22 protein-coding genes are annotated in these 22,455 nt (G+C 58.1%); 4 read left to right on the forward strand and 18 right to left on the reverse strand.

The genetic code is table 11. The annotated features are described in order from the left end of the window. Positions 1 to 54 precede the first annotated feature (54 nt). Positions 55 to 1,350 carry a nitrogenase cofactor biosynthesis protein NifB gene (gene nifB / locus ACZ5K9_RS08890; RefSeq protein WP_464270980.1) on the forward strand — a complete coding sequence of 432 codons (1,296 nt, stop codon included), beginning with the start codon at positions 55 to 57 and terminating at the stop codon, positions 1,348 to 1,350. Between the two features lie 1,130 nt (positions 1,351 to 2,480). Here the strand turns inward: nifB and ACZ5K9_RS08895 are convergent. From ACZ5K9_RS08895 to ACZ5K9_RS08935, 9 genes are all read right to left on the reverse strand, one after another. After that, positions 2,481 to 4,106 carry an alkaline phosphatase gene (locus ACZ5K9_RS08895; RefSeq protein ID WP_464270981.1) on the reverse strand — a complete coding sequence of 542 codons (1,626 nt, stop codon included), beginning with the start codon at positions 4,104 to 4,106 and terminating at the stop codon, positions 2,481 to 2,483. A 378-nt stretch (positions 4,107 to 4,484) separates the two neighbouring features. After that, entirely contained in the window at positions 4,485 to 5,024 is a 540-nt protein-coding gene (locus tag ACZ5K9_RS08900) for a molybdopterin-binding protein (protein WP_464270982.1), read from the reverse strand. Positions 5,025 to 5,057: 33 nt separating this feature from the next. Further along, a complete protein-coding gene (locus ACZ5K9_RS08905; protein WP_464270983.1) occupies positions 5,058 to 5,234 on the reverse strand; it encodes a hypothetical protein in 177 nt (58 codons plus the stop codon). 7 nt (positions 5,235 to 5,241) lie between these two features. Next, positions 5,242 to 5,520 carry a hypothetical protein gene (locus ACZ5K9_RS08910; protein WP_464270984.1) on the reverse strand — a complete coding sequence of 93 codons (279 nt, stop codon included), beginning with the start codon at positions 5,518 to 5,520 and terminating at the stop codon, positions 5,242 to 5,244. A 37-nt stretch (positions 5,521 to 5,557) separates the two neighbouring features. Continuing rightward, positions 5,558 to 5,800, reverse strand: a complete 243-nt coding sequence (locus tag ACZ5K9_RS08915) for a hypothetical protein (protein ID WP_464270985.1) — start codon at positions 5,798 to 5,800, stop codon at positions 5,558 to 5,560. Between the two features lie 51 nt (positions 5,801 to 5,851). After that, positions 5,852 to 6,190, reverse strand: a complete 339-nt coding sequence (locus tag ACZ5K9_RS08920; RefSeq protein WP_464270986.1) for an FmdE family protein — start codon at positions 6,188 to 6,190, stop codon at positions 5,852 to 5,854. After that, entirely contained in the window at positions 6,187 to 7,317 is a 1,131-nt protein-coding gene (locus ACZ5K9_RS08925) for a HAMP domain-containing protein (RefSeq protein ID WP_464270987.1), read from the reverse strand. Before ACZ5K9_RS08925 ends, ACZ5K9_RS08920 begins: the two co-directional genes overlap by 4 nt. Further along, on the reverse strand, positions 7,292 to 8,218 hold the full coding sequence (locus ACZ5K9_RS08930) for a substrate-binding domain-containing protein (RefSeq protein WP_464270988.1): 927 nt from the start codon (positions 8,216 to 8,218) through the stop codon (positions 7,292 to 7,294). The genes ACZ5K9_RS08925 and ACZ5K9_RS08930 overlap by 26 nt, the downstream gene beginning before the upstream one ends. Positions 8,219 to 8,348: 130 nt before the next feature. Beyond that, positions 8,349 to 9,089 carry a TIGR01621 family pseudouridine synthase gene (locus ACZ5K9_RS08935; protein WP_464270989.1) on the reverse strand — a complete coding sequence of 247 codons (741 nt, stop codon included), beginning with the start codon at positions 9,087 to 9,089 and terminating at the stop codon, positions 8,349 to 8,351. A 632-nt stretch (positions 9,090 to 9,721) separates the two neighbouring features. On the opposite strand from ACZ5K9_RS08935, the gene ACZ5K9_RS08940 reads away from it, so the two are divergent. Genes ACZ5K9_RS08940 through ACZ5K9_RS08950 form a run of 3 tightly spaced genes read left to right on the forward strand, consistent with a single transcriptional unit; the run spans position 9,722 to position 15,602 of the window. Beyond that, the gene (locus tag ACZ5K9_RS08940; RefSeq protein ID WP_464270990.1) at positions 9,722 to 11,131 is read left to right on the forward strand and encodes a TolC family protein; all 1,410 of its coding nucleotides are present in this window, start codon (positions 9,722 to 9,724) and stop codon (positions 11,129 to 11,131) included. Positions 11,132 to 11,137: 6 nt separating this feature from the next. Then, positions 11,138 to 12,388 carry an efflux RND transporter periplasmic adaptor subunit gene (locus ACZ5K9_RS08945; RefSeq protein ID WP_464270991.1) on the forward strand — a complete coding sequence of 417 codons (1,251 nt, stop codon included), beginning with the start codon at positions 11,138 to 11,140 and terminating at the stop codon, positions 12,386 to 12,388. Between the two features lie 10 nt (positions 12,389 to 12,398). Beyond that, positions 12,399 to 15,602, forward strand: coding sequence for an efflux RND transporter permease subunit (locus ACZ5K9_RS08950; protein WP_464270992.1), 3,204 nt, complete (start codon positions 12,399 to 12,401; stop codon positions 15,600 to 15,602). 988 nt (positions 15,603 to 16,590) lie between these two features. Here ACZ5K9_RS08950 and ACZ5K9_RS08955 read toward each other — a convergent pair. The 9 genes from ACZ5K9_RS08955 to lipB form a co-directional block, all read right to left on the reverse strand. After that, positions 16,591 to 16,815 (reverse strand): topoisomerase DNA-binding C4 zinc finger domain-containing protein, encoded by a 225-nt coding sequence (locus ACZ5K9_RS08955; RefSeq protein WP_464270993.1) that lies wholly within the window; start codon positions 16,813 to 16,815, stop codon positions 16,591 to 16,593. 330 nt (positions 16,816 to 17,145) lie between these two features. Further along, the gene (locus tag ACZ5K9_RS08960; protein WP_464270994.1) at positions 17,146 to 17,457 is read right to left on the reverse strand and encodes a hypothetical protein; all 312 of its coding nucleotides are present in this window, start codon (positions 17,455 to 17,457) and stop codon (positions 17,146 to 17,148) included. Next, positions 17,432 to 17,827, reverse strand: a complete 396-nt coding sequence (locus ACZ5K9_RS08965) for a type I restriction enzyme endonuclease domain-containing protein (RefSeq protein WP_464270995.1) — start codon at positions 17,825 to 17,827, stop codon at positions 17,432 to 17,434. The genes ACZ5K9_RS08960 and ACZ5K9_RS08965 overlap by 26 nt, the downstream gene beginning before the upstream one ends. A gap of 258 nt (positions 17,828 to 18,085) precedes the next feature. Continuing rightward, a complete protein-coding gene (locus ACZ5K9_RS08970; RefSeq protein ID WP_464270996.1) occupies positions 18,086 to 18,724 on the reverse strand; it encodes a hypothetical protein in 639 nt (212 codons plus the stop codon). 160 nt (positions 18,725 to 18,884) lie between these two features. Then, positions 18,885 to 19,169 carry a hypothetical protein gene (locus ACZ5K9_RS08975; RefSeq protein WP_464270997.1) on the reverse strand — a complete coding sequence of 95 codons (285 nt, stop codon included), beginning with the start codon at positions 19,167 to 19,169 and terminating at the stop codon, positions 18,885 to 18,887. A 10-nt stretch (positions 19,170 to 19,179) separates the two neighbouring features. Beyond that, the gene (locus tag ACZ5K9_RS08980) at positions 19,180 to 19,389 is read right to left on the reverse strand and encodes a hypothetical protein (protein ID WP_464270998.1); all 210 of its coding nucleotides are present in this window, start codon (positions 19,387 to 19,389) and stop codon (positions 19,180 to 19,182) included. 275 nt (positions 19,390 to 19,664) lie between these two features. Continuing rightward, complete coding sequence (gene ald, locus ACZ5K9_RS08985) at positions 19,665 to 20,777, reverse strand: alanine dehydrogenase (RefSeq protein WP_464270999.1); 1,113 nt, start codon at positions 20,775 to 20,777, stop codon at positions 19,665 to 19,667. 35 nt (positions 20,778 to 20,812) lie between these two features. Continuing rightward, complete coding sequence (lipA, locus tag ACZ5K9_RS08990) at positions 20,813 to 21,694, reverse strand: lipoyl synthase (RefSeq protein ID WP_464271000.1); 882 nt, start codon at positions 21,692 to 21,694, stop codon at positions 20,813 to 20,815. After that, complete coding sequence (lipB, locus tag ACZ5K9_RS08995) at positions 21,681 to 22,388, reverse strand: lipoyl(octanoyl) transferase LipB (RefSeq protein ID WP_464271001.1); 708 nt, start codon at positions 22,386 to 22,388, stop codon at positions 21,681 to 21,683. Before lipB ends, lipA begins: the two co-directional genes overlap by 14 nt. Positions 22,389 to 22,455: the final 67 nt, after the last annotated feature.

The following is a 22,455-nucleotide window of genomic DNA, read 5'->3' on the forward strand; positions in this document are numbered from 1 at the left end:
ACACGGTCCTTCTGCGCATCGGGTTTTTGACCTTCACCACTCCCGGAGGTTCCCATGAAATCAGATGCCCCAAACCCCAAGCGGCACCCGTGTTTCCATGCTGAGGCATCGAGATGTTTCGGTCGGATTCATCTTCCTGTCGCTCCCAAATGTAACGTGCAGTGCCTGTACTGCAATCGGAGGTACGATTGTCCCAACGAGAGCCGCCCCGGCGTGACCAGCGCGGTGCTCAGCCCCACTCAGGCTCTGGAGTATTTGGAGCGTGTGCATGAAAAGGTTCCGGCCCTGGCGGTCGTCGGTGTGGCAGGACCGGGAGATCCCTTCGCCAATGCCGATGAGACGCTGGAGACCATGCGGCGGGTTCGCCAGCGCTATCCGGACATACTCTTGTGCGTGGCCACCAATGGTTTGGCTGTAGGTCCACATGTCCCGGCCCTGGCAGAGCTCGGATGCACCCACGTCAGTGTCACGGTGAACGCCGTGGACCCGGAGGTGGGGCAGAAGCTCTATGCCTGGGTGCGCCATCGTCGAAAAATCTATCGGGGACGCCAGGCTGCGGAAGTCCTTCTGGAGTCGCAGTTGGCGGCGATTCGGGCGCTCAAGGCGCACAACATCACCGTCAAGGTGAACTGTATTTTGGTGCCGGGGGTCAACGAAGAGCATGTGAAAGATGTGGCGCGCCGCATGGGCGCTTTGGGAGTGGATCTTTTCAACTGCATGCCCTTGGTGCCCAATGAGGGGACCGCATTTGCCGAGGTCAAAGAACCTCCGGAGGAGCAGGTGCGGCAGATCCGCGACGAAGCGGCCGCCTATCTTCCCCAGATGAGCCATTGCACCCGATGCCGTGCGGACGCCGTGGGACTTTTGGGGCGGGACCTGAGCGGGGTGTTCCAATCGGATCTCGTCCGAGCGTCGTGCGGCTCCGGAAAGACACAGAGGCCGTCGGCGCCCCATGTGGCGGTGGCCACCCGGGAAGGGATGCTCGTGAACCTTCACCTGGGGGAGGCCGAGCGGCTTCAGATTTGGGCGCGCACCGACGAGGGCTATGCTGTCGTGGAAGAGCGCTGCACGCCGGCTCCCGGGATGGGCGTTGAGAGGTGGCGACTGCTGGCGTCCATGCTCCAGGATTGCCGGGCCGTCTTGGTCAATGCCGCGGGCGAAAATCCACGCCGGATTTTGGAAGAAGAGGGCCTGTCGGTAGTGGTCATGGAAGGCCCGATTCTCGACGGCTTGGAAGCCGTATGGCATGGCCGCCCCCTTCCCCCTCTCGGAAAACGAAACGCGACAACGACGTGCAGTGATCCAACGGGTCGTCGCTCCTGCAGAGGGGATGGTCTCGGATGCGGGTGATCTGGGGCGTTTGTCCGGAGCGGAAAGGACGGTGGTTGAGCGGCGCGCGACGGCTTCCACAAGGGTTTGCCGGTGGACCCCTTTTGAAACCGAGTGGGGTTTTCACGGGTGATCAAAGGAAGTTTACGGGGCCATAATGAAAAGGTGTGGCAAGAAGGCACGATCCATGCGTCCGAGAATCCGGATGCCGACGAGGTAGGCGTTCACGAGGCGATCCAGGTTTTGGGAATTCAAGGAATCCTGCGGCCATCGGGTACCGGGGATTTACATTGAAGGCGCGTGTGTTCCGAAACGCCGAAGGATTTCAACCCGTTCAGAAACGCCCGGTCGGGAAAAAGACGCCCATGGTGGGATCTTTAAATAACCGCTCACACCTCTATAGGGAAAAGCGGACTCGTGGGAATGACAATAAGCCCGATCCGCATCCAAGGGGATCAGAGTTCCGCGGCCATAGGTCAAAGGCTGCCTCGGAGCAACAATCCCGCATGGGTCTTCGGTCCCCTTCCGGAAGAGACCCTCCTTCGAATGCGGCATTTCGATCCTCAATTTTTGAAAGGCTCCCGAACGCACGGCGAATGTCCGGGGTAAAGCTTTTATTTCCGTGCCGGTCTTTGACCACCTGAGCACTGTGACGCGCGGTGTTGAAGCCCGGGTGGCTCAGAGAAGGCGCACGTGACGGAACAGTGAATCCGGTGTGAAACTCCCGGCGTCGTTCACAACTCCTGAGGTGTTACGGTAGAGCGCGAAAGGGTGGCCGGAGCTGAGGGGGCGCTTAAAAAACGGCAGCCGGAGTCCGGCGCACTCAGGATTTCATGGAAAGACCACGTGATGCGCTCTGATCTTCTCTCCACAGGGATGCGGCGGTCAGAATGTGCCCGGCGCCTGGTGGGGGGTGCCCAGGGCCGGGACCACACCGCACAGGCCGCCGTGCAGACGGTGCTCGGGCGCCCTGCGCACCCTGTCCTGAACCCGTGAGGGCATCCCCAATGGGCCGCCGCCAGTGTATCCTCCGAAGATGTCCACGGGGGCACCGGGGTTGAGCGACCCGATCCAGCCAGGCTTCGGGAGAATCTAGACGGCTGCCAAATAAACACGGGGAAGATCTCCCAGTTGATGCTTTCGGCCGAAGCTCATTCAAGTTCCAGATTGATATAGACCTTGCCCGTCTTGGGAGCGAAAACGGTGGGGGCCTTCAGCCGAAAGGTGTCCCCGTCCAGAATGAGAATGTCCTTGGAGAAGGGGAAGCGCGCCGTCCAGCCTTTTTTGAGAACCAGCACCGGGTTTTCGGGGTCCGACTGATCGATGGACATGGTGGCTCCGTACTCGGCCGCAACGGCTTCCGCCGGACGATAAAGGCGGGCATCCACGTCAGCGAGCGCAAATCCTAAAACGGAAGCCGCTCCATGGGCTAAGTCGGTATTTTCCACCGTACCCGTCGGCACGTTCAAACCGTAGTGATAGAAAACGAGATCCTCCCCTGTATGACCGCCGGTGGTCCAGCCGATATTTGACCGCACGCTCATGATCGGGGCGATCACATTACTGAGGTATTTTCCTTGGTAATTTTGGATGGCGCTGATTTCTTCGGCCGTGAGGTCGTCAATGCCCCAGTATTCCTTCAAAACGCTGCGGATGTGGCCTTCGCTGCGGTTGTCACCGATCTTCATGGCCACGCCTTCGGCCGTCAGTTTGGCTTTCTTGATGGGATTGACCACAGACTCATAACTCATCCGTGAGTAGGTGTTGGTGGTCTCGGCGTTCCCGATACTCATCCCGCCGTTTCCATGATCGGAAAACACGGCGACCACGGTGTCCCCGTGCTGTTTGGCAAAATCCAAGGCCACCTGAACAGCTTCATCAAAGGCCAGGACCTCTGTAACCACGCCCACGGGATCGTTGCCGTGGGATGACCAGTCCACTTGGCTGCCTTCCACAAAAAGGAAAAAGCCTTCGGGATCTTTGGAAAGGATTTCGATGGCCTTCCGAGTCATTTCGGCCAAAGAAGGCTCCTCTGGGGCAAACTCGGCCCGGTCCAGGTCCCGCTGCATGGCGTCCGGGGCAAAAAGGCCCCAGAGTCGGTCTCCATGGAAGGCAAGCATCTCGCTGCGGGTTTCCACGATGCTGTATCCACGGGACTGGAGCACCTGAAGAAGATTTTCACCGTCGGTGCGGGTTCCCCCTTGCGATGTCGGCAGAAGGTACTGCTTGCCGCCCCCAAGGACCACGTCGATGTCTTGATAGACTTGTTGTTCGGCGATTTGGTTGTAATTGTTACGATCGGGCCAGTGAGCCGAAAAGGCCGCCGGGGTGGCGTGTTGAATGTTCGAGGTGGCCACAAGGCCCGTGGCTTTTCCTATGAGTTTGGCGCCCTCGAGGATCGTGGCCACCGGCTTGTATTGGAGCTCTTTCGGAACCGGCGGCACACCCGGTATGGTTACCGGGCCCGGAAGGACCGCGATAAACTTATCGCTGCTTTTATGCGCCGTGGCAAAGGCGGTGGCCGCCGGGGCCGAATCGGTAACCATGGAATCGGCGCCGTAGGTTCGAACGAGACCCACGTGCATTTCATCAACAGCCAGCTTATGAGAATCCTTCACCCAGCGTGCCAAGGTGGTGTGGGTGGCGCCGGTTCCATCGGGAACCAAAATAATGAGATTCTTTGCCGCATAAGTCCACTCAGGCATGACGACCAACGCGGCCAAGAAGGCGATGCACGTCAGCAATTTTTCGCAGGGTTTCATTATTCCTCGAAGCATCCCGGTGTCCTTCCTTGCCTTGGATTTCTTTTCCCTCGCTGCGTTTCGGCCATCAACTCACGACTGACTTTCAAGGCTGATACGGTTTGGTCAGTATGGCGCGCCCCACCCCCCTTCCTAGATCGAAACTTTTTGCACATGATGGGCGCCGGGGGTGTGGCTTGCATGGCTTTCTTGTGACATTTCATTGAAAAAAGATCGAAGCCATTGGAGCCTGAGCCGCGGCCGCGTCCACCCGGCGAAAGGCGCCGGATCCCCGGAGGGCCGAGACCTGCAAAGAGAGGCTGAAGATTGAAAATGGAAAGGGCGATGTCGGTAGGCTTAGGGAGGAACGGTGGGACGGCACCGTGATTCTGCCCCCCACCTTTAAGAAGTCCCTTAACATCCTTTACCGAAGGGGCAATGGGGATAGTGGCACTGGGGACAATCGCTGTATAAGCCGCCGTGCCCCATGAGGACCAGTTGGGTTTTCCCCACGTCTTCGCCCGCCAGGATTCTCGGCAAAATGAGATCAAAGACGGTGACTCTGTGGTGCAACGCACAGGCAGGAACCCCCAGAACAGGCACGGTGCCGATCTTCGCTGTAAGAATCATGGCGCCCTGTCGCACGGCGGATCCGTAATGAATGGGGACTGCGCCCGCGGCCGAGATGGCCGTCCGCGTGACATCATCGGGATCGACACTCATGCCCCCGGTGACGAGCAAGAGATCGCAGTCTTGAGCCAAAGCCTGCTGGATGGCACTGTGAATTTGTGTCACGTCGTCCGGAACATACCGTAAAAACCGAACCGTCGAGCCCAACTCTGCGAGTTTCTCCTGCAAAATGGGGGCGAACCGATCCTCGATGAGACCATGAGCGACTTCGTTTCCCGTGATGATCAATCCTGCCGAAGCCGCGCGTAGAGGGTGTACCGACACCACGCCGCCATGGGCGGAGGCAATGGCGGCGGCCTATTCGATCACGGTGCGTTTCATGACCAGCGGGATTGCGCGTGTGGCGGCCACCAAGGTGCCTCGCCGTACCAGGGTGCCGTTGTGGAGAGTGGCGCACATGACGTCGTCGGTCATGTTGAAATCAGCCAAAGCGGTCACATGGACGCGAAGAAGCCCGTCGACGGCAGCGACCAACCGAATCTTACCCTCTCGGGGCTCGTTTGTCCCAGACCACGTTTTCGCCCGCGAGGGCCTTTGCCAGGACGGCTGCGGCCTCGTCTTCGTGGATTTCGTCTTCGGCCAATTCCAAAACATACAAATGGTTCTTCCCCAGCTTTTGTAGATGGCAGATGTCCTGTTCGCGCACCCGGTGCCCGCGGCGGAAAGCTGCCCCCTTAAATTCGCCGGGACGGATTTCGGTGATGTCGTGAGCCAGCTCCTTTCCCAAGGCCTCTTCCAAGGGAATAATCTTCATTTTCATGACAGATCCCTCATTAAAGTTTCACCTCAAAGCCCTCTCACGATAGTTTTTCAATTTCCCGCAGAGCCTCCGCGACGGAAATCGTTCGCAGCGGCTTGAGATATCCACCGTTGGCGCAGGGGACGCACATTGGCCCTTGAGCCGTATGGACCTGTTTGCTGTCTCGAACGACCTGCCCGCAAAGCACGCAGGCAACCTTGCGCCGAGTGGGGCCGGGCAGGTCCCATTCCCGAACGGGCACCGAGACTTGCTGCAGGCGAAAGAGGATTTCATCAGGCATACGCCGGTAGGCGACCAGTTGCTGGGCGTTTCTGTCGGCGATGTCCGGTGCTTAGACGGGAGCCAGGTCTCGGGCTTCCTCCGTGGAGACGATGCGAAAAGCCCGGCCGTTTTCCAGATTCACAAAGGAAGCCGCCATGATTCCGTAATCCATGAATTTGAGGCTGCGGCGCCCGAGTTTCGCTCCAGTCACATACGCCACAGCGTCGTCGGCGCACCGGTCCATCTCCACGTAAACCAATAACTTTTTGATCTGCAAAGGACTCTGGGCTTCGTCAAGGCCGATGAGTCGGCAGCCCAGCATGGCCATGCGCACCCCGATGACCTGACCTGGGCACAGATGGCCGTGGGCTTCAGCCGACTCGACCAAAAGCGTCTCAAAATCTTTCATGGGAAGTCCGTTATGACACTGTGACCAATGTCACCCGACTCTGGTAAAAGACCGCACTGCCTCCCACCGTATCCACAAGCCCCGTGTTTTTCAAGACGGGATCGACGCGCATGCCGGCGTTTCCGTGGAACCCCGTGGCCCGTGAGAGTTTCCAGAAACCGGGAAAACCACTCCAGCGCCAAGGGATCACCTATGGTTTTCAGGTCTTTTTCCTTCAAGACGAGTATGGACTCCCGAGCGTCGTCGAAGAGAAGGAGGGCGGCTTTGTCCAAGTGGAGTACATCTCGGAAACGGGTGATGAGAAAAGCGCCGATGTCCTGGAGGGAACGGAGCGCCCCGATGTTCTGGACGATTTCGCAAAAAGCTTTTGTCTGCTGTTGAGCCGCAGCCGGATCCCGGGCTTGTTTTTCCAGACGCCGGGTGGACTCTTGAAGCCGGTGCATCATCTCGTTGAAGGAACGCGCCAGAACGGAAATTTCCTCATCCCCTTGTTCCTCAACCCGGACCGTGAGTTCCCCCTGGCTGGCTCGATTGATGGCCCCCGTCAGTCGACGAAGCGGTTCCAGGAGCTTTCTGATCACAAGGGAAATGGCTGTGACGGCCATCAACACGATGACGGCCGTGATTGCAGCGATCTGAACCCACAGACGACGCATTTGGGTTTCATACGCCTTTTCGGTAAAGCCCAGCCGCAGATACCCGGCCCGACCTTCGAAAACGGGCACAATAATGTCCAGAAACCGATCTCCCTCCTCCGAAACCACCTCGAGAGCACGGATCTGAGTACCCTGAAGGTCGTGCAGGTTGAGGAGGTTGACTGGAAACCCGCCCTCAAAAGAATGGGCAAGGACCGTACCGTCCTTTTCTACAATGAGGTAGGCGAGGTCGGGATGAATGGCTTTTTGATGCTGGACCAATTTTTGAGGGGCTACAATGTCATTGGTGAGAATCAGATCCGCCGCCTCTGCGGCCAGGGAACGGCCCAAAAGAAAGCACTGGTCCCGCAGGGAGTGCATCAGGCTTTGACTGTAGCGGGAGGTGGTCCATAAGGCGACGGCCAAAGCGGTGGTCACCACAAGCCCGATGGCGCCGGCAAGCAATTTAATGCTGAGTCGGTTCCAGACCATCGATGCGTATCCCGCTGTCTTGCAAAAAGCGAAGGAGTCTTTCTGTGCTCTGATACCACGTCGCATCGGGAAGGACAAACCGGTCCATGCGCAGGGCCTGGAGAATGTTCCTGCCTTTGGCGTCCTCATGCATGGAGAGAAAAAGGCTGCGCAGAGCGGCCTTGTCTTGGGCGGAAAGCCTCGGGGAAACCACAACGGGTGGGATGACGAACGGTTCGGAGCGGCGAAGGATTTTCGTCTTGGATGTCCAGGTCGGATCGCGGACATGCTCGTATTCCCACACTAAACTATCCACGGCGGCCCCATCCACCAGGCCCTTGGCCACTGCGAGAATAGAGTCGTCGTGGCTGTAGGTGTAGACGATTTGGGAAAAGAATTGTTCCGGCGTGAACCCCCTTTCGATCACCCATGCTGTAGGTACGAAGCGCCCCGTGTTGGAATGGGGATCGGTAAAGGCAAAGATCTTGTGGCGCAGGTCGTCCAGGCTTTCGAAGGGAGCGTTCTTGGAAACGATCAGGTAAGACTGGTAGGTGGTCTGCCCCATGATCTGCGGTGCGGCGAGGAGTTCCCAGCCGGTGTGCTTGCGATGCAAGACATAGGATCCGGTACACACAAAGGCCAGATCGACTCCCCCTTGTTCAAACAGGCGGCTGATCTGCCCGTAGGTTTTCTTCTGCACAAGAGAGACATTCCGTCCCATGTGCCGGCTCACATAATCCAAAAGCTGTCGATAACGCCCTAAGGTGGCCTTGGGAGAAACCATGGCCCCTACGGCGACGGTAAGACCGGGTGAAGAGGCCGGATCCTTTTGGACGTCCGCAATGTTTTTGCGGACCGAAAAATCTACGGACACCACGTTCCTGTCGTCGGAACAGCCGCAGAAGAACGCAAAAAAACTCAAAAGGCTCAGAGCCGCTCCGCGCTAGGCGATTCCTCGACCGCCGTCTCTTCCCCACAGCTTCAGCTCGGTGCTTCCGTCAACCTTCATCGCTCGGCCCGCCCCCTGTGTGCTGTCACTATATTTGCTTCGTTTAGGGGGAAAAGTGGTGGGTGGAAACTTCGGAACAACTCTCAGCCGATCTTTTCCATATAGAGAGAGTCTTTCCCAACGCGCCAAAAGATTCCAAGCCTTGAAGAAAGGCAGGATCTTGAAAAAAGCGTCCGTGAATTGGGAGCTCTTCAAACGTATGGGGGGCGCCTTTGTAAGAGAAAGCCAAGGCGTAGGCGTGCAAATAGGTTCGATCGAAGCCCCCGTGGCCGTACAGAGGATCGCCGAGGATGGGCGAACCCAAGCATTTCATGGCCACGCGGATTTGATGGGTTTTTCCCGTCTGCGGAAACAGGGCGAAAAGGCGCAGTCCCGGCGCGATGGAGCGGCTGATGAATCGGGTGATGGCCGGCGCCTTTTGAGACATGGTGATTTTCCATCGGCCGTTTCGCGTACGGACCATGTCGCCCGTGATGAGCCCCTGTTTCTTCCGAGGTTTTCGATCGGAAAGAGCCAAGTAACACTTGTGGACATGGCGCTGTCGAAAAAGCACGGCGAAAGACCGGGCGGCCTCAGGGGTTTTCGCGAGGAGCCAGAGGCCCGAGGTGACCTTGTCCAGGCGATGGACGGGAATGAGCCCGCCAAGACCGGTCTGCCGCCGTAACCACGAAAGCAAACCCTCATTTTCATCGCTCCTGGTGACGGCATAGTTTGGGGGTTTGTGTACGACGAGGAAATCTTCATGATCAAAAACAACGGGGATTGAAAGGTTTTCAAGGCCCATTGCGTGCCCCGCGTGATTTCCCCAGGGTTGACGAAGCCTTCTTTGCCGACGGTGTTTTCAAGGAGCCTCCCGAGACCCCACCTTGAAATACATCCATCGGTGGTAGGGCCCGAGGGCATGCCGTAGAAATCTTCCTTGATCCGTGAGATTGTGCCGACACAAAACCCATCTTGCCTCAGCTGTTTTATTGTATTGACTTCTCTGTGATGCTGCAAAGCTCCCTGTCACGTTTTCACCTGGCAGGCGCATCGAGTCGGATGTCCGAAGGTCAACCCACGCCTTTTCCCACGGATTGAGGTTACTTGTTATGCCAAGCGCCGTCCACGCAACACTCGTCATTGGAGGGACACCCTCCATGGTCGCCCTCACACCGGGGGCAACCCTGATCCGTTGGACCGCCGCGATTCAGGGCAGGCTCGGTGGGCAGGCTTTCCATGCGGGGTGGCCAAGGGTGGGCATCCATTCATAACCATGGCGACAAGAAAATATCCCAACGGCCGGGACCGCACGGGTTCAGGATCTTTACACAGGGTGAATCCTTGCAGTATCTGAAAAAACACATTAGCATCAAACTGCTGTGGGCCGTTCAAAGTGGGGCATGTTCTCCTGACCGACGCACAAGGCGGATGGGCATGAAACGGCGCAGGAACGATACAGTCTTTCTGGAGTTTTTAATCTGTCTTTTCTTCGTGTTCTTGACGACGCAAAAATCCCTCAGTGCCGAATCCGCCACAGGGCTTATGACCCCGCCGGAGGCCGAGGCGGCATCAGGCAGCCTCGCCCACGCCCTGCAGACGGCTTTGGCCCGACACCCGAAAGTTTCCTTCGCCGCCTCGGGGACCCATGCCGCCGCAGCCGGCCACGAAGCGGCGCGTGCCGGTTATCTTCCGAGGGTCACGCTTTCCCATAAGATTTTACGAAGTAACAACCCGGTCTTTGTTTTCGGGTCCCTGTTGGAGCAAGCCCGTTTCGGCGTGCAACATTTCGATCCCGCCTTTTTGAACGATCCCGATCCCATGACCAACAGACGCACGGAAGCCTTCGCCTCCGTGCCCGTCTTTGACCAGCTTGGAACCGCCACTCGGGTGGCGGAGGGTCGAGGCGCCGAGAACAAGGCCCGTTTTTTGGAAGATTGGGTGCGGCAGGAGATTTTTTACGGTGTGATCCGAAGCTATTTTGGCGTGATTGTGGCGCGCGAACGGGTTCGTGTGGCCGAGGATGCGGTCAAGGAAGCCGAAGCCCAGGTGCGGCGTATTCAAAACTTTTACGAAAACGGACAGGTCGTCCGTTCCGATCTCCTGGCTGCGCAGGTGCAGCATTTAGAGTTCTCTCAGCAGCTCGTGGAAGCTCAGGGCCAGTACCATACGGCCCAGGAGGCCTTCCAAATGGCTTTGGGCCGCCCCTCGCCGCCCTACCCCGAACCGATGCGCGATCTGCCCAGCGTCGTGACGCCTTTGGATTCCTTGGAAAGATACACGGCTGACGCCTTGAGGGACCGGCCCGATGTGGGGATGGTCCGGGAAGATCTCCACGTGGCGCGCTTGCGGTTGCGAGAGGCTCGCGCTCGTTACCTTCCCAGGCTGGACGCTTTTTCATCCTACGGGCTCAGCGGGCCCGATGTGGAAAGCGGCAGCTCCGATTATATGTTGGGACTGGCCCTGAGCTGGGATTTTTACGATGGGCGGCGCCAACCCGGAATCGCACAAGCGCGCGCTCTTCTGGCCGGAGCGGAAGCGCAGGTTCAAGAGGCCGAAGACCAGGTGCGGCTTCAGGTGACGGAAGCTTACGAAGCCGTCCAGGCGGCCCGGGAACGCCTGAAGATGTCCCAGAAAGCTGTCGTTCAGGCCCGGGAAGCTTTGCGCATCGTCAAGGATCGGTACGCTGAGGGATTGACGACCATCACGGAAGTCCTGAGGGCTGAGACGACCTATCGCAAAGCGCAATGGATGGATTTGGGCGCACGCTACGACCATGTGGTGCGGTACGCTGAGCTGTTGCTTCGGACCGGAAAGCTTCACGATCCCGCACCTTTTGAAGGATGAGGGCTCATGAGCGGGTTTTCTCGGCAAAGACAAAGTCCCGGATTTCCAAAAACGTCCAGGGCCATGCTCGCGCTATGGACGGTTTTGGGATTGCTCCTCACCGCCTGTAAGGATCAGCCGGCACCGAAGGTTTCAAACCTGAAGGAACTCCAAGCCCCGGTGATCCAGGTGCGCCGGGAGAAGGTTTTGAAAACGGTGGAGTTTTCCGGCACCGTCCGCGCGGCGCATATCAGTGTGTTGTCGTCCAAGGTGCCCGGCCGCATCACGGCTGTCGAAGTGCGCGAAGGGGATCGCGTGCGCAAGGGCCAGGTGCTGGTGCGTATTGACCATCGCGAGACGGCGGCGGGTGTGGCCCAGGCGGAGGCTTCCGTGCGCCAAGCACGATTTGCCGTGGAAGAAGCGGAAAAAGCCTTGAGGATGGCCAAAGCCGAGGGGCGGGCCGCGGAAGCCCGACTCCAGGTGGCTCAAGCCACCTTTCTCAGGTTTCAGGCTCTGATGGCCCGTGAAGCCGTGAGTCGCCAGGAATTCGACGAAATCCAAGCGAGACATGAGACCGCGGCGGCGGACGCGGATCGGGCCCGCCAGGCCGTCCAAGCCATGCAGGCCAAGAAGGAGCAAGCGCTTGCGGCACTTCGTGCGGCGCAGGCGGCCCTGGAGGCCGCGCAAGCCCTCAGGGAATATGCCGATGTGACGGCGCCCATGGATGCCCTGGTGACTTCCAAGCACGTGGAAGTGGGGCAAATGGCCAGTCCGGGTCTTCCTCTTCTGACGGTGGAAGATTTTTCGGCCTATCGGCTCGAAGTCTCCGTCCCCGAAGAAGCGCTCTCCATGGTGCGCGTCGAGGATGTGGTCCCGGTGGTCCTGGAGTCGCCCACGGAGGCGCTGGCCGGCACTGTGGTGGAAGTGCTGCCTTCCGTAGATCCCCAAACCCGGTCTGGGTTGGTCAAGATTCAGCTGCCACCGCCTGCCGGTAAAGACCCCAATGTGGGGTGGCGGACGGGAACTTTCGCCCGAGCCCGGTTTGCCATGGGGGATCGAGAAACGATTTTGGTGCCGGAGTCCGCCGTGACGCAACGAGGCCAGCTCACGGGGGTTTACGTGGTGGATGAAAGCCAGGTGTGCCGATGGCGCCTTGTCCGTACAGGGCGCACGCTGGACAACCGGGTGGAAATCCTCTCCGGGTTGCAGGACGGGGAACGGATTGTGGCCCGCATTGTGCCGGAATTGAAAGACGGCATGCGCATCACCACCAACTGAGAGTGCCTTTATGACAAGCGCGCATCTGGGAGTGGCCGGTCGCGTCGCCAAAGCGTTCATCGATTCCAAACTGACCCCGTTGGTCATTCTGGCCTCCCTGCTCCTGGGTCTGGGTTCTGTCCTTCTTTTACCCCGGGAAGAAGAACCTCAAATCATCGTGCCCATGCTGGACATCTTCGTCTCGATGCCCGGGGCTTCCGCCAAAGAGGTGGAAGAGCGTGTCACCAAGCCTATGGAAAAGCTTTTGTGGGAAATCCCCGGGGTGGAATACATCTATTCCACCTCGTCTCCAGGGCGTTCCTTTGTGGTGGTGCGCTTCAAGGTCGGAGAAGACGAAGAGGAGAGTATCGTTCGGCTCAATCAAAAGATGTTCGCCAACTTCGATCTCATTCCTCCCGGGGCAAGCCCGCCTTTAATCAAACCCCGCTCCATTGACGATGTGCCCATCTTGGCTGTGACCCTGTGGAGCTCTCAATTGGATCATTACACGCTGCGGCGCCTTGCGGCCCAACTCCACGACCACGTGAAGCAGGTGCCCAATGTGTCGGAAGTGCATATCCTGGGGGGGCAGCGTCGTCAGATTCGAGTTCTTCCCGACCCTGCCAAAATGGCCGCCTACGGAGTAGCCGCCGACGCCCTCGTGCATCGGCTCACGCAGGCGAATCAATCTTTGGCCTCGGGCTCCATGGTCTCCGACAACCGGGAAATCCTCGTGGAGACCGGTGAATTTTTGAAATCGGCCGACGATGTGGCGGCGGTGGTTCTCTCGGTACATGAAGGCCGCCCGGTATTTTTGAGGGATGTGGCCGAGGTGGTGGACGGCCCGGAAGAGCCCGCCGATTATGTCTTTTTCGGTTCCGGCCCGGCCTCCGACGGGGATGTGTCTCGGGAAGTGTTCCCCGCCGTGACGTTGTCCATTGCCAAACGCAAAGGGACCAACGCTATTGACGTAGCTCATGCGGTCCTGAACAAGATCGACACGCTCAAGGGCCGCCTCATTCCAGACAACGTCCATGTGACCGTCACCAGGAATTACGGGGAAACGGCGCGGGAAAAATCCGATGAGCTTCTCTGGCACATGACCATCGCCGTTATCTCTGTGACCCTCTTGATTCTACTGACCCTGGGGGTTCGAGAATCCGGAATTGTGGCGATCGCCATTCCTGTGACCTTGGCCCTCACGCTGGCCGTGTTTTACCTCAGCGGCTACACGCTGAACCGAGTGACCCTGTTCGCCCTGATCTTTTCCATCGGCATTTTGGTCGACGACGCCATTGTGGTGGTGGAAAACATCGTGCGCCATTACCGCATGCCCCAAAACCGCGGCCGCAATCCCCTGGATGTGGCTGTGGAAGCGACGGCGGAAGTGGGTAATCCCACGATCCTGGCCACTTTTGCCGTCATTGCGGCGATTTTGCCCATGGCGTTTGTGCGTGGCCTCATGGGTCCTTACATGCGGCCCATTCCCGTGGGAGCGACGGCGGCGATGCTCTTCTCCTTGGCCGTTGCGTTTGTGGTCACACCGTGGGCCAGTGTGCGCCTCATTCACCCGGAGGCGGAGGCAAAGCACGAAGCCGAGGGGTGGACCACCCGCTTGTCCCGGCGCGCCATGCGGCCTCTGATCCATCATCCGTTGTGGCGTTATGGGTTTTTAATTTTCGTTGTGGTGCTGCTCTTGGGATCCATGGCCCTGGTGGTCTTGAAGGCCGTCCGGGTCAAGATGCTGCCTTTTGACAACAAGAGCGAATTCCAGGTGATCATCGACATGCCTGAAGGGAGCACCCTGGAACAGACGGCGGCGGCCGCACGGCATATGGCCCAAGTCATTGCCGAGGCGCCGGAAACCACGCATTACCAAATTTATGTCGGCACGGCGGCTCCTCACAATTTCAACGGGTTGGTGCGGCATTATTTCCTGCGCCGCGGGCCCAACGTGGCCGACATTCAGGTAAACCTGGTCCCCAAAGGGGACCGCAAAGCGCAAAGTCACGACATTGCCAAAAGACTGCGGCCGGCCATTCAGCAGGTCGCCCAGATCTACGGGGCCAATGTCAAGATCGCCGAAATCCCTCCAGGACCCCCCGTGTTGCAGACTCTGGTGGCGGAGATCTACGGCCCGGACGAAAAAGGCCGTCTTGCCGTGGCTCAACAGGTGAAGGAGATTTTTGAAAAGACCGAAGGCGTGGTGGACGTGGATTGGTACGTGGAAGACGACCAGCCTAAGTTGATCGTCACCGCGGACAAGGAAAAAGCCGCCTTGAACGGCATTTCCACAGGGCAGATCGTTGAAACGGTGTCCGCCCTGGTTCGAGGCCAAGGTATTGGCCTGGTCCACATGCCCGAAGAAAAGGAGGACGTCGTCATCTGGTTGCAGCTTCCTTTGGCTTTGCGATCGCGCTTGGAAGACTTGTTGGCTGTGAAAGTGCAAAGCCCTCAGGGGCGCTTGATTCCCTTGTCAAGTCTGGTGCAGGTTCGTGAGGTCGTTCAGGACAAGAGTATCTATCACAAGAACCTTATGCCTGTGGTGTATGTCACGGGGGATGTGGCCGGAAAGGAAGAAAGCCCGGTTTATGCCATTCTCAAGATGAACGAGGCCTTGGACGAGCTGGTGTTGCCGGAAGGGTACCGTTTAGAGCGGCACGTGGCCGGCCTGCCGTCCAGCACAGAGCGTCACGCCATGAAATGGGACGGGGAATGGCACATCACCTATGAGGTTTTTCGGGATTTGGGGATCGCCTTCGCAGCGGTGCTCGTGCTCATATACATTCTTGTGGTGGGTTGGTTTGAATCCTTTCGAACGCCCCTGACGATTATGGCGGCCATCCCCTTCTCGTTGGTGGGTATTATTCCAGCCCACGGACTTTTCGGCATCTTTTTCACGGCCACGTCCATGATCGGGTTCATTGCCGGTGCGGGCATTGTGGTGCGCAATTCCATTATTCTGGTGGACTTTGTGGAGTTGCGGCTCAAGGAGGGAATGCCCTTGGAGGACGCGGTGGTGGATGCCGGAGCGGTGCGCTTTCGGCCCATGGTTCTCACGGCCGCCTCACTCATTGTAGGCGCCGCCCCGATGCTTCTGGATCCCATTTTTCAGGGGCTGGCCCTTGCGCTCATGTCCGGCGAAGTGGCCTCGCTGCTTTTGTCTCGAGTGGCCGTGCCCATTCTCTATTTCTTAAGTCGCGGAAGACAACCTCAATTCCAAACGGGCCGGTGACCGTCCTTGGCGGCCACGTGCCTTTCTGAGAACACCCGGCGCAATTTAAGGCAATATGAACAGGAAAGGTGGGCATACGGTCCAGGGTGTCCATCGCGGTTTTCGCAAAACGCCGGGTTCAGCGGGTCCACGGCATGCCGAGAGGTTGTGCTTGAGCACGTGCCTCTGCGGCCGCCGTGCCCACAATCTCCCAGGCTCCTTTGAAGCCCAGGCTTTCAGCGTCGGGCTTTATCCTGGGAGCTCAAGAAGCTGCGGGAGGATCTGTCCTCCCCCTCATTCAGGGACTTTTATCGGGAGCTTCGATGAAGGCGCGATGTCCTCCTCCCCTTTGCGCTCCGCCTCGATCTCATCGCCTGCTTTTACGGCGAGCCCACCTTCGAGGCGGGGGATGCCGTCCTCCCACATCATGCGTTAACAGGATCCGGCCAGGAAATTATGGATGAGAGGGATTGTCCCATGCAGGGAGGGACGGCGGGTATCACGGCGATCGAGTTTGAAAACCGGATCCGGGATGCGGCAGGGGCGTGATCTGCCCTGTGTCTGACTGTGGTTAAGGGGTTGGGTCTCTCCATGAGGGAGACCGTTCGTCATTTGGGACTCACCACCGCTGCGATTGCGGCCGCCTTATAAACGAATCAGTAAGTTATAAGTAGTATTCAAAGTCATCCAATAGACAACGCTAAAGACTCTAAGATCCGTGGAATAATGTCCTGTGGGCTTGTACCCGATTCTGTCTAAATTATTTGAGATATTTCGGATATATAAATATACCGAAGAAGTGTAATGTCGGAATCGTTAGTTAATCTTATTTCAAGCCCATACGCTTATAAGCATCTCAACTGACATCTTTAAGATCGAGGCCAACGAGCTTATTATGTTGCTCATACCATCCACCAAAATTTCATTTCTCTTGCCACAACGCTCCGGTTCAACGGCGGCCCGCGAAACGGATCGTCCACTGTAGCCGATGTGAGGTGGCACTCTCTCGTCACGCCAACTTTTCCGTGTCCCGGCAACGCGGGTAGTTGGTGCAACCGAGAAAGCGACCGAACCGGCCCTTGCGCTCTGCGAGCCGCCCGCCGCAACCCGGTATCGGACACGGCCGGCCGGTATCGGTGCTTGCGGGCGTTTGTGGCCGCTGTGGGCCTTTTCCACGCGCGCGGCCGCCTCCAGTGCCGGTCTCCCTTTGGGCTCGGCCTTTGCGCGCGTCCACCTTGCTGTCACATTTGGCGTCCTTGCATAAGAAACGTTTCCCCTGAGACTTCCCGCGTTGTGCGCTTCCCTCCCCCTTCGTTGGGGATGCGCACCACCTGGTGCCTGCTGAAGGTAGATCGCTTCATGCTTTGGAATTCTCCTTTCTCTGGTTCTGTTTTGCCTGAGAGCTCCGCTTTTTGCCCGGAGTCTTCAGGGGAGGTTCGCATTCTGCGGCGACCCATGCACATTCTCATGCCTGAGTCCAAGGGGAATTCGTTAATTAAAATATTGAAATCTCTGAGGCTCTAAATCAGAGGCGGCGCGAAACGCCGTCAGCTCGGTGCTGTGGTTAGATGCCCCTTTCTGCCACGGTCCATGCGGCCGAAGGCGCCTTGGCCTGCTCCACGACCGTCTGCGTCGCCTTCTCCTGTTTGTCCAGCGGGTCGTCGAACGTGCGCACGATGTGCTTACCAAGCGCGCGCAATGCATCCGAACGTTTTCGTATAAGGTCATGTTTATAGTTGTGTTTTTGGGCACCGTCTCGACCAACCTGCGGGCGATGCTTCGCGAGGGTCTTGCCGCTCAACACCTTCACTGTGCTCACATCGATTTCCAGCGCATCGTAGTAGGCCGGCTCATCTTCGGCAGGTCCTGGCCTCACGCCGGGCGCACGTCTCCTGCATGTCCTTCGAGAACTGGATGTCTTCCTCGATCACCTGAGCCGCCTCAATCGCAGGGTTCGGGCAGCGGCGGATGGCCTGCTCGAGAAGTTGGGCCAACGAGCGGGCCTGGACCAGGTTGTTCCGTTGCCAAGGGTTATTTAATCCTCCAAGAGCCTCAGCAGATGCCACGCAGGTTTCGCTGCCAAACCTCCCGCACCTCCACCAAAACTTTTTGGAATAGGATCGAAATGTCGGGTCACTTGAGACCGGCAGGATCCAACAGAGCCCACCATGTTCGCAGCCGCCACGGCTGGCCAGTAAAGCCGGTGACAGGGCTTTGCCCGAACCTCTAGCTCCGACCGCGCTCACAGCGTTATCCCCCCGCAGCCCGGCGGTTGCCCACGGTAACTGTCCCGAACTTTCGGAACAAAGGCTTACCCGGCCAAGGCTCCGTTGCCGATTTTATATGGTGACGACGTTTGCCGGACTGGTCCCGAAGGAGACCCTCTCCTAATCGAGCCACGAAGACCATGAACGGCAGAAGAAATCAACTCGCGGAGAAAAGCAGATCCAGCCTTTTGGTGACGACTATCTTCTTCGCCTCTCTTTCAGAGTTCATGAGGTCTATCATTGTGAGATGATTGCAAACACTTCAGAAAACACCGTGATGGTTCCAAAAACGATAAACAATACTGAGGCTATAAGTATGGCGAACCTAATCGCAATCAATGGATATCCATTGCGTCGCAAATATTTTAAGTGTGTAAGGTATCCGAATATAGTAAAACGTTTCATGTGACTCGCCTTAAAGAGAAAAATTTCTAAATCTTCATTTCTGTAAAGGGACTGACGGTATTTATCGCGAATTAAGACAAGAACATGGCCCCCTGCTAATCGAAAATAATCACAAAGGATGTCTTCGGGTTTATCTGACCAAACCTTTCCTCGATAATCAGCAAAATAAACGCACTCGCCGTCCGTGCCTATGCGGTTTTTTAGTTCTTTATGGTCTGCCCAAAAGTTGGCAAGAAGAGATAAAAACCATAAATAAGCAATGATTAATGCAAAAAATTCCAGACCACTGAGGCGCAATAATTCGCCTCTAAGAACTAATACTAGAATAGGAATCGATAGAGCAAGAGAAAAAAGAAGAATTACCAATCTATAGCCAATTTCTAATCTCCTAATGATATTGTTGTCAGGTTCCAGCCATCTCACATTGGGATAAAGAAGTCGCAAACGAGTGATCAAGTCTTGTTCATACATGTGCGTGTTCTCTTTTACGTATTGTTCTCCTAAGGTTATCGCCTTTTCCTCTGAGGGCTCAGGGCGACGTTCTCGGTTGTCCACGACATGCTGGGCGACGAGCCATCATTGTCGTCCTAGACTTACATCGCTTGCAAGCTCAGAGCATTTGCGCTGGACTTTATAGCAGTCTCTCTTCGCTGTTAACGCTTGGCTTCAACCCGTTGTCAACCGGAGCGTTCACCGCCTTGGAACGATTTAGCCTCGCCGGCCGACTGCCGGAGTATGCGGGCACCGTCGCTCCGTCCGTGCCGGCGCGATGAACGGCGGAGAAGGTGATCCAGTCGTCGAAGACCCAGCGCGTGCTCTTGTCCTCGAGCTCCAGCGCCTTCCCCGCAAAGCCGATAAAAAGCGCAGCTGGCAAAGACCCGCGCATGGGGCAGACTATGCCGTGGGCTGAACGCACTGCACGATGCTCATGACAGGTACTGAAGGCAAATCTCCTGGACCTTTGGGTGGTCCGACAGCCGATGGAGCTTGGGAACCTTTTTGACGACGCTCCCTTCCTTGCCTTCAGGTTCCTCGGGGACCGGGACTCGCCGCTCAACGATCAGCGTGATTTCGGGAAGCAGTTCGGGCTCTTTCTCGGGTTGGTCCAGATCATCGGCGCGTACCCAATCTGCCACGACCGCAGGAACCTCCGGCCGTCTGGGCATTGGCTTCTTGCGGACTTCCAGCCACAGCTCACCCATGTCACCCGGGCTGTCGCTGAGGAAGGGCGAGCGGCACTCGGGGCATTCCCCAGGGACGTCCGCGAACCAGAGAACTTTGTCCGCATCACCATAATAGGTGATGCGTTTCCTCCTGATGGTGGCTGTCTCCTCTAAAAGGTGAGCGACCCTTCAGGGCCAAGACAGGGGGGAGGCCGGCCCCTGCACTTGGATGCCCTTGTGTGTGAAAATTATAAAAGGTTTTCCACGGGCACGTGGTCCAGCCCGAAGGCTTCCGCAACCCCGGGGTGATTCACGACACCCGAGACGACGTTAGCCCCTTTGGCGATTTCCGGGTTTTCTTTCATGGCTCGCCGCCAGCCCTTGTCGGCGATCTCCAAAGCATAGGGGAGCGTCGCGTTGGTCAGTGCGAGCGTTGACGTTTTCGGCACGGCCCCGGGCATGTTGGCCACGCAGTAGTGAACGACGCCGTCCACCGTGTAGACCGGCTCCTTGTGCGTCGTGGGCCTGGAGGTTTCAAAACAACCGCCCTGGTCGATGGCCACATCGATGAGGACCGCGCCTTCTTTCATCGTGGAAAGCATGTCGCGGGTGACCAACTTCGGAGCCTTGGCTCCGGGCACAAGCACGGCCCCGATGACCACGTCGGCCTTTTTGATCACATCGCGAATGGCGGCTGGGGACGATGCCAAAAGAAAGCAGTTGGGCGGCATGACATCGCTCAGGTATCGAAGCCGTTCCAGGTTCTTGTCCAGCACGAAGACCTTGGCTCCCAGTCCGCACGCCATTTTCGCCGCATTGGTGCCCACCACGCCGCCGCCGAGGATGACCACCGTGGCGGGTTCCACTCCGGGAACGCCGCCCAGCAAAACCCCTTGGCCGCCATAGGCCGTTTCCAGGTACTTGCAGGCCTGTTGCACGGCCATCCTTCCGGCGACTTCGCTCATGGGCGTGAGTAAAGGCAGGGATCCGTCGGCTCTCTGGATCGTCTCATAGGCGATATTCACGGACCGGCGTTCCATAAGGACGCGAGTCAAGGATTCGTCGGCGGCCAGGTGGAGATAAGTAAAAATGATCTGGTTTTCCCGAATGAGCTCATACTCCGGCGGCAGCGGTTCCTTGACGTGCATGACCATGTCAGCCCGCGCGTAGATCTCGGGAGGCGTATCCACAATCTGCGCGCCCACGCTGCGGTAGGCTTCGTCGGGAAAACCGCTGCCCAAACCGGCACCCTTTTCCACGAGCACAGTGTGGCCGTGCTGCACGGCCACTTCCACTCCATGGGGGGTCATGGAAACGCGGTTTTCATCGGCTTTGATTTCCTTGAGTATGCCGATGACCATATGTGCCGCTCCTTTCTTGAGGTGGGAAATACGGGTTAAAAGCTGCCATGCAGTTCATGGGCACGGTAAGAACTGCGCACCCATGGCCCTGCAGCCACTTGGCGGAAGCCCAGGGACAAAGCCTTTTCCCGCCAGGCGTCGAACTCGTCAGGGGGAACGTAACGCGCCACGGGGAGAAGATGGGCGGCCGGCTGCAGGTACTGGCCCAGGGTGAGCAGGCTGCACCCGGAAGCGACGAGATCTTCGAGCGTGCGCAGAACCTCTTCGTGGGTTTCGCCGAGACCGAGCATCACGCCGGATTTGACGGGAATATGGGGGGCCATGGCGGCGGCGGTCCGAAGCAGGGCCAGGGATCGGTGGTAATCGGCCTGGGGCCGTACGGTGCTGTACAGCCGAGGGACTGTTTCCATGTTGTGGTTCAAGACGACGGGCCCGGCTTCGAGGACCTTAACGAGCGCCGGGATGCTTCCCTGAAAATCCGGGATGAGAACCTCCACGTGGGCGCCGGGGACAAGGCTCCGCACGGCTTCGATGGTTTGGGCGAAAACTGAGGCGCCCCCGTCTGGAAGGTCATCTCGGGTCACCGAAGTCACCACCACATAGCGCAGCCCAAGTGCCTGGACGGTCTGGGCGATGCGGGCGGGTTCCAGGGGATCTGGGGGCTGAGGGCGGCCGTGGCCGACGGCGCAAAAACGGCATCGGCGAGTGCACTGATCGCCGAGAATGAGAAACGTGGCCGTTTTTTGGGAAAAGCATTCCCAATGGTTGGGACAGCGGGCTTCTTGGCAGACGGTGTGGACATGGGCCCGCTCCAGGAGGGCCCGCACTTCCCAGTAGGATTCCGTCGCGGCGAGGCGCTTTCGAAGCCAGGGCGGTTTTTGGGGGCTTTGGGGTGTGTGTGGTTCACGGGTGCACATGGCGCGTTTCCCCTGGTTGGAGGTGGAGCGCCTCGAGATCTGCGCGTTCAAAATGCGTCTCGAGAACGGATTCAGCGCAGGCTGTCAGCACCGCTTTGACTTGGTGCATAGATAACACGGTTCCGGTTTCCATGGCTAGTGATGTCACGGCCGCATCGGCCAAACCGCACGGGTGAATCCATCGGAAAGGTTCCAAATCGTTGATGACATTCAGGGCGAACCCGTGGAAACTCACGCCGTGGCGGACCGCCACCCCAATGCTTCCTAATTTTTTTTCTCCCACCCACACACCCCGATTGCGAGGGTGGCGGCAAGCGTCGACGCCGAAACGGCGGGCCGTTTGGATCATGATTTCTTCCAAGGCGGTGACCCACTCCACGGCCTTCCACCCCGCCGAAGGCAGGTGAACAATGGGATAAGCTACGAGCTGTCCGGGGCCATGGTAGGTGACGGAGCCTCCCCGCTCCACGGCAAGAAGGCGGATTCCCTGAGCTTCCAAAGTCCCTGGGGGCACACACAGGTGTTCCTCACCGCCTCGGCGTCCCAAAGTGAACACCGGAAAATGTTCCACGAGGAAAAAGACATCGTGGCGGAGAAGACCGAGTCGGCGGTTTTCCACGCAGAGATGTTGAATGTGCAGGGCACGCTCATAGTCGAGAAGACCGAGATCGACGAGTTTCCAAAGGCGGGCCATAGGGGGTGAGCTCCTAAAAAAAGGAAGGGCGCGGTATGCCGCGCCCTTGGGTCCAAGCCCGATGGGA

It is taken from the genome of Desulfosoma profundi, assembly GCF_055387865.1.